The 10165-nt window shown below is 46.6% G+C and carries 10 protein-coding genes; 5 read left to right on the plus strand and 5 right to left on the minus strand.

Translation table 11 applies throughout. From position 1 onward, the window contains the following. Nucleotides 1-187: 187 nt before the first annotated feature. Nucleotides 188-799 carry a hypothetical protein gene (locus QUA33_RS26500; RefSeq protein ID WP_333097663.1) on the minus strand — a complete coding sequence of 204 codons (612 nt, stop codon included), beginning with the start codon at nt 797-799 and terminating at the stop codon, nt 188-190. A 322-nt stretch (nt 800-1121) separates the two neighbouring features. On the opposite strand from QUA33_RS26500, the gene QUA33_RS26505 reads away from it, so the two are divergent. From QUA33_RS26505 to QUA33_RS26515, 3 genes are all read left to right on the plus strand, one after another. After that, on the plus strand, nt 1122-1334 hold the full coding sequence (locus QUA33_RS26505) for a high light inducible protein (protein WP_190659021.1): 213 nt from the start codon (nt 1122-1124) through the stop codon (nt 1332-1334). A gap of 143 nt (nt 1335-1477) precedes the next feature. Then, nucleotides 1478-2017 (plus strand): photosystem II reaction center PsbP, encoded by a 540-nt coding sequence (psbP, locus tag QUA33_RS26510; protein WP_333152540.1) that lies wholly within the window; start codon nt 1478-1480, stop codon nt 2015-2017. A gap of 126 nt (nt 2018-2143) precedes the next feature. Then, nucleotides 2144-2794 carry a nucleoside triphosphate pyrophosphatase gene (locus QUA33_RS26515; protein ID WP_333152542.1) on the plus strand — a complete coding sequence of 217 codons (651 nt, stop codon included), beginning with the start codon at nt 2144-2146 and terminating at the stop codon, nt 2792-2794. A 158-nt stretch (nt 2795-2952) separates the two neighbouring features. Here QUA33_RS26515 and QUA33_RS26520 read toward each other — a convergent pair whose 3' ends face one another. Then, complete coding sequence (locus tag QUA33_RS26520) at nt 2953-3867, minus strand: calcium-binding protein (protein ID WP_333152544.1); 915 nt, start codon at nt 3865-3867, stop codon at nt 2953-2955. A gap of 302 nt (nt 3868-4169) precedes the next feature. Between QUA33_RS26520 and eno the strand changes: the two genes are divergently transcribed. After that, nucleotides 4170-5450 (plus strand): phosphopyruvate hydratase, encoded by a 1281-nt coding sequence (gene eno / locus QUA33_RS26525; RefSeq protein WP_445243280.1) that lies wholly within the window; start codon nt 4170-4172, stop codon nt 5448-5450. Between the two features lie 101 nt (nt 5451-5551). On the opposite strand, the gene argC is transcribed toward eno, so the two are convergent. After that, nucleotides 5552-6610 (minus strand): N-acetyl-gamma-glutamyl-phosphate reductase, encoded by a 1059-nt coding sequence (gene argC / locus QUA33_RS26530; RefSeq protein WP_333152546.1) that lies wholly within the window; start codon nt 6608-6610, stop codon nt 5552-5554. A gap of 439 nt (nt 6611-7049) precedes the next feature. Between argC and QUA33_RS26535 the strand changes: the two genes are divergently transcribed. Next, entirely contained in the window at nt 7050-8066 is a 1017-nt protein-coding gene (locus tag QUA33_RS26535; protein WP_333041096.1) for a sulfate/molybdate ABC transporter ATP-binding protein, read from the plus strand. Nucleotides 8067-8227: 161 nt separating this feature from the next. Here the strand turns inward: QUA33_RS26535 and QUA33_RS26540 are convergent, their stop codons facing one another. After that, nucleotides 8228-8569, minus strand: coding sequence for a low temperature-induced protein (locus QUA33_RS26540; protein WP_333084133.1), 342 nt, complete (start codon nt 8567-8569; stop codon nt 8228-8230). A 431-nt stretch (nt 8570-9000) separates the two neighbouring features. After that, a complete protein-coding gene (gene hisF, locus QUA33_RS26545; protein WP_333152548.1) occupies nt 9001-9792 on the minus strand; it encodes an imidazole glycerol phosphate synthase subunit HisF in 792 nt (263 codons plus the stop codon). Nucleotides 9793-10165: the final 373 nt, after the last annotated feature.

Below are 10165 nucleotides of genomic sequence, written 5' to 3' on the forward strand. Positions count from 1 at the left end.
TGGTCAATCCTAAGCACTTTAAAAACTGGTTTACAAGCTGCTGCTACTGTACTTCATAAACCTGGAATCTGCTGTATATGCCAGTGGCGTCCAGACTCGGCGGTTGAAACCCGGTCTCAACTTGCCTCTCGTTCCAGCAGAGGAGGACTAAAAAATACAGGAGGTATTATTCAAGCCGGATTTGATATTACTTGCTGCCCAGCCAAATCGGATAAGCAGAAGAATCCTCAGCTTTTAACTTTTGCGCCTGATAACTCTTGCTAGTCCAACTAGCTACTGTTTGCAGGCTTTCTGTCAAACAACTTTCACTGCCAAACGCTTCAAATCCCAAAGTCCACCACGCGCTGCCGTTAATGTTCAACTGAGTAAGTTCCACGGTGCAACCTTGGGGAATTGGGGCTTCCACAGGCACAGACATCAGGGAACCAGGGGTCGAAACTTGATAAAGACGCTGCGCTCGCTTTTTCTTGACTGCCACCCACTTTCCTGTCGCCACAATATCCGCTGGTATCGGCGCTATCGTGTCCGCACAAACCCACTTCAGCCACTTTTCGGCTTTGCCTTCCCAGCGGTTGCCGAACTGCATCGTCCCCAACTCTCCCTGACGCCACTTTACCTCCAAGGTTTTCCCACGCAGCTTCACTCCCAAGTAGTCGCAGCTTGGTACTAGCAAATATATGTCTTCCCGCTCTTCAGGAGGCGAAAGATACCCGCCGAGACTCTCGCTTCCAAACCATTGATTGATCGATTTTGGCAGTGCACCGCTATAAAACCACCGCATTTCCAGACTGGCCCGCATAAATTTTTCCTCCGTTCCACAATTTTCGTCAAACCCAGACTGGATTTGCCATACACCATCGACTTTTGTGCCTCTCCACTCTATCCTCCCCCCTCCGGGGCCCAGAGTCTACCCACAGTCCTACCATTTTAGATTTTAGATTTTAGATTTTAGATTGGGGAAAGACTTACTCTATAAGGGTTTAGAGCTTGCCTGCAGTTGCATTTTTTTTTACTGGTGTCAGATCGAGGTCTTTAAAAAAAATTTCTCACAATCCTTTACATATCTTCACAAGTCTGTTACATTTATTTACAGTACACTAAAAACGATTTAGGAAAAAAACATGAGTAACAGAGGCTTAATGCTGGACGACCAAGGCAAAATGAACAATTTTGCGATCGAGCCGCAAGTATACGTCGATGACGAACCCCGCACTGGCTTTACCCCCTACGCAGAACGCTTAAACGGCCGCCTAGCCATGATTGGCTTTGTTTCTCTCTTGGCTTTAGAAGTTTCGACCAAGCACGGGCTGATTAGCTGGCTGACTCACCTGTAATGATTTTGTTAACAATTAAACTATATGGCTATGGATCGCTGGCGGTACACAAACAGCGATCCATAGCTTAACTATTTTGAGGGGCAAGGTTTGATGAGACAATTAAAATTAAATATTTTTGTTTTACCCTACTTGTAAAAAGAATGCTCAAACGAATTGCGGCAATACTTCTGGTGGTTATAAGCCTCACCTTGACAGGTTGTGTGTCTAAAGTCACCGGACTCAAAAGCTACGTTGATACTGGCGACGGCTATCAATTTCTCTATCCTAACGGCTGGCTGCCGATCGCGGTTTCTAACGGGCCCGATGTGGTCTTCCGCGATTTGATTCAGCAAACCGAGAACGTCAGCGTGGTAATCAGTCCAGTCGCGGGGGGCAAAACTCTGGCGGATTTGGGAACGCCGACGGATGTGGGATACAAGCTCAGCAAAAGTGCCATCGCCCCGAGTGATTCTGGCCGCGAAGCTGAATTAGTCAATGCAGAAGCTCGTGAATCGCGATCGAAAAACTATTACATTTTAGAATACGCCGTTAAGTTACCAAACCAAGAACGGCACAACTTAGCGAGTGTAGCCGTCAGCCGCGGCAAACTTTTTACGCTTAACGTTTCCACTACCGAAGAACGCTGGCCCAAGGTAAAAGAAGCTTTTGAGAAAGTTGTTAAATCTTTCTCTGTTTATTAGTAGGTTAAAAAGTAATTGGGAATGGGGAATGGGACATTGAGCCTTGGGGATTGGGAATAGTTTATTTTTCTTCCTTCTTCCTTCTTCCTTCTTCCTTCTTTCTTCTTCCTTCTTCCTTCTTAACTTATGAAAATTCCAACTTTTGTATTAGCTTCAGCTTCTCCAGCGCGCCGTCGCCTCCTAGAAAATGCTGGCATTCAAGCTGTGATTTGCCCCAGCGACTTTGATGAAGGGCAAATACAAATGAGGGATGCCACTAATTTAGTGCAGGTTTTAGCAGAGGGAAAAGCTGAGGCTGTAGCTAAGTTTTTACTGGCTAATTCTCACGCGCAAATCCCCAATCCCAAATCTTGTTTGGTGTTGGGATGCGATTCAATTTTGCTTATAGATGGCGAAATTCACGGCAAACCGAATGATGCGGAAGAAGCAATCTCGCGCTGGCAGAAAATGCGCGGTAAGGTGGGCGAACTGTATACGGGTCATGCTTTAATTGATACTAGATTCGATGACTTTGGTGAGGCTAGGTCGCGATCGATCATTCGCTGTCAAGTTACAAAAGTTCATTTTGCGGAAGTTACCTCGCGCCAAATTGCAGCCTACGTCGCCACCGGAGAACCCTTGCAATGTGCAGGCTGTTTTGCACTCGAAGGTAAAGGCGGCTTTTTTGTCGAACAAATCGAAGGATGTCACACAAATGTGATTGGTTTGAGCTTACCTCTGCTGCGGCAAATGCTCACCGAAATGGGATATGATGTGGCGGATTTCTGGCAATCTTAAATATTGTTAAATTCATGTCAGGAATCGGGAGGCACAGCCTCGCTGATATGCCTTCCCAGGCAGAGCCTGGGAACGAGGATTGATAGCCTTGGTGTTGTGGGATGGGCGTCCCCCCCGTCCGTGTTCTGCTTCTTAGCAGCAATGTGTACCGATTTGAATTAACCTAGAGTGAGCGCCCCCTCCGATACAGATATAAACTGAAGTTGAGCCGGCGAAACATCCTTCACCAAACCCAAGATATTGCCGGTGCTAGCTTCCCGAATCACCGTCGCCTTAGTATTTAAAATTCTAAAATCAGCAGTGCGAGGAATTCCCGGAGGAAAAGGGCCACTGCTGTCATAATCTCTGGCATCACCAATTGTTAAAAACCTTTCGGTCAAAACAATATCATTTTGCGTCAGTCCTCCCGCCAATCCAATTACATCACCTTCAGCCGGATTGTAATCGAGAAGAAAATCTGCCGGCACTTCATCTACATCAAAATTGCCACTAGGAGGCGGTTGAAGCGAACCAATCTCCCCCGAAGTTGCTCCCGCTTCTGTGCGGAGGACAAACATATCTGCGCCTTCACTTCCCCAAAGTCTATCAATTCCAGCATCACCGATGAGAGTATCGTTTCCACTCTCTCCTACTAAAGCATCATTCCCTTTACCACCGCGAATAAAGTCATTGGCCGTGCCTCCATAAACGTAGTCATCACCTTGATCTCCGCTGACAAAATCGCTGCCACATTCTCCATAAAGAATGTCAAAATCTTGGCCGCCGCGAATAGTATCGCTGCCACAACCTCCGATTAAAGTATCTGTGCCGCTGTTACCGTTTATCAGTTCCGCACCACCGGAACCTCTGACAAAATCGTTACCAGCTAAGGCACGCAAACCTCCGGGAGTATTCCGCAGAATTCCATTTGCTAATAGAAATGCGTCGTCATTGGGAGTTAAGTCAAAAAAGTTGGGGTCGCTGGCTGGATTTGGCAATAGCCCTGTGAGTAATTTGATGTTTGGGGGATCAGCAATAATTGGGTCTGAATTTTCAGCTAATGCTCTAATTTCTCCGAGATTTGTTTCTAACATCCTAAGTTTCTCCTTGTTTGATTAACTTTGTTGATATTATGATTTTAACAAAGGTTCCAATTAAGAAATCTGCGGCAATCTGGGGTTAAAACAATCAAATCATTGTCAAAATTGCCGGAGATTGTTGTTCAACAAGCATAGCTTATTGACACTAACCTGCTCGTCCAAATCCGCAAATATTTTGAACTGTGCACCAATAATTCTGGGGATCGCGTACTCTATTACCCGTCAGCAGTCAGCGTGGGAAAATCCACAGACTGCTAATTGTCATGAAACCTTGAGTTAACTTCGGAATAATTAATATGCTAGACACTGCGATCGAATCTATTCAAGCCAGAGAAATCCTCGACTCCCGCGGCCGCCCCACCATTGAAGCTGAAGTTTACCTAGCCAACGGTGTTGTGGGGCTCGCCCAAGTCCCCAGCGGCGCCTCTACAGGCTCTTTTGAAGCCCACGAACTCCGCGACGACGACAAAAGCCGTTACGGCGGTAAAGGCGTCCTGAAAGCCGTCTCTAACGTCGAACACAAAATTGCCCCCGCTTTGGCTAATCTAGATGCGATCGACCAAGCGCTGGTAGACAAAACCATGATTGACTTGGACGGTTCCCCTAACAAATCCCACCTCGGCGCAAATGCCATTCTCGGAGTCTCCTTAGCCACAGCAAAGGCGGCCGCCGAAACTTTAGGACTCCCCCTTTACCGCTACTTGGGCGGCCCCTTAGCTAACGTTTTACCCGTGCCTTTAATGAACGTGATCAACGGGGGCTCTCACGCTAACAATAATGTGGACATTCAAGAATTTATGATTGTCCCTGTGGGTGCGCCCTCTTTTAAAGAAGCTTTACGCTGGGGTGCAGAGGTATTTGAATCCTTGAGTAAAGTCTTAAAAGCTGAGGGTTTGCTGACTGGTGTGGGTGATGAAGGCGGTTTTGCGCCTAATCTGAAATCCAATCAAGCAGCTTTGGATTTGTTGATTGCAGCTATTGAAAAAGCTGGCTACAAACCGGGTGAACAAGTTGCTTTGGCTTTGGATGTTGCTGCTAGCGAATTTTACAAAGATGGGCAGTACACTTACGACGGTGTGGCTCATTCGCCGGCAGAATTAATCGATTATTTGGATGGTTTGGTGAGTCAATATCCGATTATTTCGATTGAAGATGGTTTGCACGAAGACGATTGGGACAGTTGGGTAGCGCTGACGCAGAAAATGGGCAGCAAAGTTCAGTTGGTAGGTGACGATTTGTTTGTTACTAATCGCACGCGGCTGCAAAAAGGAATTGATTTGAAAGCTAGCAATTCGATTTTGATTAAGCTGAATCAAATTGGTTCTTTGACGGAGACTTTGGATACGATCGACCTGGGCAAGCGGAACAGCTATCGAGCAGTCATCAGCCACCGTTCGGGTGAAACTGAAGATACCACAATTGCCGATTTAGCGGTAGCGACTCGCGCCGGTCAAATCAAGACTGGTTCTTTGTGTCGCAGCGAACGAGTTGCCAAATATAACCGTTTATTGCGGATTGAGGACCAATTGGGCGATCGGGCAATTTATGCTGGGTCGATCGGTTACGGGCCTAAATAACACTTGGTAATCGGTAATTGGGAATGGGTAATTGGTAATCGGTAATCTGTTAGTTTTTGATTTTCATCACCAATGCCCAATGCCCAATGCCCAATTACCAATTAAGGATAGAAAGCCAATTGTGGCAAACCCAAAGTTTCTTCCCAGCCCATCATCAAGTTCATGCACTGGATGCCTTGACCGGCTTGTCCCTTAATTAAATTGTCGATCGCCGATAGCACAATCACCCTGTCAGTACGCGGATCGACTTCGATGCCGATATAACAAAGATTCGTGCCGCAAGCCCATTTTGTTTGCGGATAAACTCCAGCAGGCAACACTTTTACCCAAGGACAATTGCGGTAAAAAGCGCTGAAAATTGTGATTAAATCTTCCCGCACCAAACCTGGATCGCGCAAAGTTGCGTAAACAGTCGCCAGAATTCCCCGCACCATAGGAATTAAGTGGGGAGTAAACTGAACTTTAATATCGTGTCCCGCTAAATCGCTGCAAATTTGCTCGATTTCTGGCGTGTGACGGTGGCGGCCAACGCCGTAAGCGCCCAGAGAACCCTCTGCTTCAGCCAACAAGAGATTAACTTCGGCTTTCCGGCCCCCTCCCGAAGCACCTGATTTGGCGTCGATAATTGCTGTTTCTGGCACAATGAGGCCTTGTTTTAGCAAAGGTGCCAGGGCTAACAAACTAGCAGTGACGTAGCAGCCCGCACAGCCTACTAACTGAGCGTCTTTAATTCGATCGCGATACAATTCTGGCAAACCGTAAACAGCCGTTGCAGCCACTGATGAGTCCGATCGATCGCCGCCGTACCAAGCTTTGTAAGTTTCCAGATTTTCAAATCTGTAGTCAGCCGACAAATCCAAGACTTTACAGCCTTTTTCGAGCAGCGTCGGTGCCATTTTGCAAGCTAAACCGTTCGGCAGCGACAGAAACACAACTTCACATTTTGCCGCTATTTTGTCTAAGTCGATCGCCTCCACAGTCAAGTCAATGCAGTTAGTCAAATGCGGATAAAGGCTGGAAAAAGGTTTTCCCGCACTGCTATCCCCGCCCAAATACACTACTTCAGCCGCTGGGTGATCCGCCAGCAGTCGCACAAGTTGCACGCCGCCGTACCCTGAAGCGCCGATAATTCCTACAGGCACACGTCCAACATCTCCCATTTTCCTTTATCCCCTCAGCCGTTGAAGTCAAAAACGCTTGAACTTTTGCTGCATTGTAGTACCAAACGCCAACTTTGGTGGCAAAGAATTGTGTTGTTTTGTGTTGGAGGTGCATTTTTGTTAATTTTCGGCTGTTTGACCCCGCCCAAAAACGGATGGAAAGCCCGGACTCCTTTCCTGGAGAGTCCCAAACTTGAGACCAAAGTTCCATCTTCCAAATTCAAAGGTGCAAGTAAATCTAAAATCTAAAATCTAAAATCGACTGACCGATCGCCAAAACCCTAAAATTAACAAACTGATGTGCGATCGTGCTATAAAAAAACTTACTTTAACCCATCCACAAACCGGAGATTAAAATTTTTCCCTCTTGCCTCTTGTCTCTTGCTTCTTCCCTCTTGCTTGTTCCCTCTTCCGTCTTCCCCCTTCCTTATTCCTACCTATGGGCATAGTTGTAGAAAACGTATCAAAACAGTTTGGCAGTTTCCAAGCACTCGATCGAGTCAGCTTAGAAATTGAATCCGGTTCCCTAGTCGCATTGCTGGGCCCGTCTGGTTCCGGCAAGTCTACACTGCTGCGGCTGATTGCGGGTTTAGAAATGCCCGACTCCGGCAAAATCTGGCTAACAGGCCAGGATGCCACCAATACTAGCGTCCAAGACCGCAAAATTGGGTTCGTGTTTCAGCACTACGCGCTATTCAAGCACATGACAGTGCGAAAAAACATCGCTTTCGGGATGCAAATTCAGAAAACACCACCCGCGAAAGTCAAATCGCGGGTAGAAGAATTGTTGAATTTAGTGCAATTGGCAGGATTGGGCGATAGATACCCGTCGCAACTTTCAGGAGGCCAGCGGCAGCGGGTGGCCCTCGCCAGAGCCCTGGCTGTGGAACCGAAAGTGTTACTGCTAGACGAGCCTTTTGGAGCTCTCGATGCCAAAGTTCGCAAAGATTTGCGTGCTTGGTTGCGGCGGCTGCACGACGAAGTTCACGTTACCACAGTCTTTGTGACGCACGATCAAGAAGAAGCGATGGAAGTTGCCGATCGAATTACAGTAATGAATAAAGGTAAAATCGAACAAGTCGGCACACCTGCAGAAATTTACGACCATCCCGCTAGTGCTTTCGTAATGAGTTTTATCGGGCCAGTCAATGTATTGCCCAGCAGTTCAAGAATGTTTCAAGACAACGGGTTTGACTCAGCCAACCCAGAGATTTTCTTGCGCCCTCACGATGTAGTAATTGAAACTACAGAAAATAGTGCAACGGTGCCTGCAAGAATCAGTCGCTTGATTCATTTGGGATGGGAAATTCAGGTAGAATTAACCTTAGATGACGGTCAAGTAGTAAACGCTAATTTGACTAGAGAAAGATTCGACAGCTTGAACTTGCAGCCCCAGCAAAGAGTGTTTGTAAAGCCAAAAGATGCCAAGTCCTTTCCACTTTTTTATTCCATCTAACACCAATTCTGAAAACTAAAGCTAAATTTAGATTGGATACGGCTTTTCCAAGGAGGTGGCGCGGTGCGGTGTTTCTACAAAAAAAATTATAGGGACACGGCACCGCGCCGTGTCCCTAATCTTTTATACTGACAACTGTCCGGTGACTACTGCGCGCTGAGTTAGTCTTTAATCTTGCTGACAGCTTTTTTGACTTGTTGCTCAAAGGATGTAGCTTGTGTATTGGAAGGATTTTTCATTTTTTCAATGTCAGCGTCTCCCTGAACTTCGTTGGGTCCTTTGCTGGCTTTCTCTTGAGTTTCTTCCAAGGACATTGGTTTTTTGAGTACCGCTTCTTGAGATTCTTTTTCAATCCCTAAAAGTTGGTCTTCACCTTTGGTGGGGCTGCTAGTAACGGCAAAAGCGGGAAAAGCATTAGAAACAAACATCAAGGCACAAAAACAAACAGCTATTAAAGTGCGAACTAAACGCTTGGCAGGGAAGTTAAAGCTGATAAAAGACATACAAAATTTCTCCGTTTTTAGAAGTTTTGATCGCTAAGATTGTTAACAGGATGAAGCTCACTCATATTCTGCACAATCTTTAACTCTATTTTGATAAAAGCAACCGTTGCTTTCTTTCAAATTGAGTTAATATATAATATTTAGCTGAAAAAGCTGGTATTTGAAATCCTTCTCAGGGAATATTTCTAGTTGAGTGGCGTCGGTAGCCCCAAGAGATTTATGTAGAAGGCACTTGTGTAGAAGCAAAAAACTCTCTACAAGTGCCTTCGGAGGCGCCTCACATAGCAGTATCAATGTCAGTAACTGGTTTTATCGTGGGTGGGGGCGGGTTTATTTAGCCTGTTTGCACTGTGAGAGGGCGCTTGAGTGAACCCGCAGAGCGGTTTGTTGAAAATGTTGCAAGATATGAGATGCGCCCGACTATCCACTGACTAATGACTAATAACTAATGGCTGCTGCTGTCGCACGGGAACTTGACATTTTGCTAGATAAGTTTTAATTTCTCCTACACTGAGTTGCCCGTAATGCAGCAGGGAAGCCAGCAGGGCAGCTTCTGCTTTGCCCTCAGTCACGGCTTCGTAGATGTGGTGACAGTTGCCGGCACCGCCGGAAGCAATGACCGGAATTTCGACAATTTCGGCAATGCTTCGAGTTAATTCCAAATCGTAACCGGCTTGAGTGCCGTCCGAGTCCATGCTTGTCACCAGAATTTCACCGGCGCCGCGCTGTTCGGCTTCTTTGGCCCAGGCGATCGCATCTTTGCCGGTATTTTCTCGCCCTCCGCGCACGTACACGTCCCAACCAGGATTATCTGCGTCTTGCCGTTTGCGGGCGTCGATCGCCACTACAATGCACTGATTGCCAAATCGATCGCTGGCTTTGTCAATTAAACTCGGATCGCGCACCGCCGCCGAATTAATACTCACCTTATCAGCGCCCGCCCTCAATAAACTTTTAATGGTGTCTAAAGATTGGATGCCGCCACCCACCGTCAAAGGGATAAATACTCGATCGGCCGTGCGGTACACCACATCAATCATAATATTCCGGTCTTCGTGAGTCGCCGTAATGTCCAGAAATACCAACTCGTCAGCACCCGCATCATTGTAAACCTGAGCCATTTCTACCGGATCGCCAGCATCCTGAAGATTGACAAAATTGACACCTTTGACCACGCGACCGGCTTTCACATCCAGACAAGGTAAAATTCTTTTCGCCAACATACAATTCTCTTCCTATTTAACTTACTCGGCGGGAAGTGCCCCGCTATAACTGTACTCATCTTAGCGGTGGGATGAAAGCCAGGGTGGTTTTTTTCCGTCCTGTTTGTGTTCTGGAGTCCTAGCTGGAGAACGAGTTAAACAGGCAATAATTAACCAATCTCTCAGCTATCACAAGACGGTAACAATCAATAAAATTCGTTTTAAAAATTTGATAAATCATCATAAATGTCGCAACGATTGCCACAACCAAGCCGTCAAAAGCGAGATCTATGGCATTTAGCACCTACTCTAGCATAGCTGGGGGGGTGACAAAAAGGTCTACGAGATAGACTGTATAAGGGTTGCGGCCCGCATACCTTGTTGATAAAAGCGG

Source organism: Microcoleus sp. Pol14D4 (assembly GCF_036701245.1).
Taxonomy (GTDB): domain Bacteria; phylum Cyanobacteriota; class Cyanobacteriia; order Cyanobacteriales; family Microcoleaceae; genus Microcoleus.

What these genes read in the sequence shown, in the direction of transcription:
- QUA33_RS26500 (WP_333097663.1), bottom strand. Translation starts at nt 799, where the DNA reads ATGCGGGCCAGTCTGGAAATGCGGTGGTTTTATAGCGGTGCACTGCCA.
- QUA33_RS26505 (WP_190659021.1), top strand. Translation starts at nt 1,122, where the DNA reads ATGAGTAACAGAGGCTTAATGCTGGACGACCAAGGCAAAATGAACAAT.
- psbP (WP_333152540.1), top strand. Translation starts at nt 1,478, where the DNA reads ATGCTCAAACGAATTGCGGCAATACTTCTGGTGGTTATAAGCCTCACC.
- QUA33_RS26515 (WP_333152542.1), top strand. Translation starts at nt 2,144, where the DNA reads ATGAAAATTCCAACTTTTGTATTAGCTTCAGCTTCTCCAGCGCGCCGT.
- QUA33_RS26520 (WP_333152544.1), bottom strand. Translation starts at nt 3,867, where the DNA reads ATGTTAGAAACAAATCTCGGAGAAATTAGAGCATTAGCTGAAAATTCA.
- eno (WP_445243280.1), top strand. Translation starts at nt 4,170, where the DNA reads ATGCTAGACACTGCGATCGAATCTATTCAAGCCAGAGAAATCCTCGAC.
- argC (WP_333152546.1), bottom strand. Translation starts at nt 6,610, where the DNA reads ATGGGAGATGTTGGACGTGTGCCTGTAGGAATTATCGGCGCTTCAGGG.
- QUA33_RS26535 (WP_333041096.1), top strand. Translation starts at nt 7,050, where the DNA reads ATGGGCATAGTTGTAGAAAACGTATCAAAACAGTTTGGCAGTTTCCAA.
- QUA33_RS26540 (WP_333084133.1), bottom strand. Translation starts at nt 8,569, where the DNA reads ATGTCTTTTATCAGCTTTAACTTCCCTGCCAAGCGTTTAGTTCGCACT.
- hisF (WP_333152548.1), bottom strand. Translation starts at nt 9,792, where the DNA reads ATGTTGGCGAAAAGAATTTTACCTTGTCTGGATGTGAAAGCCGGTCGC.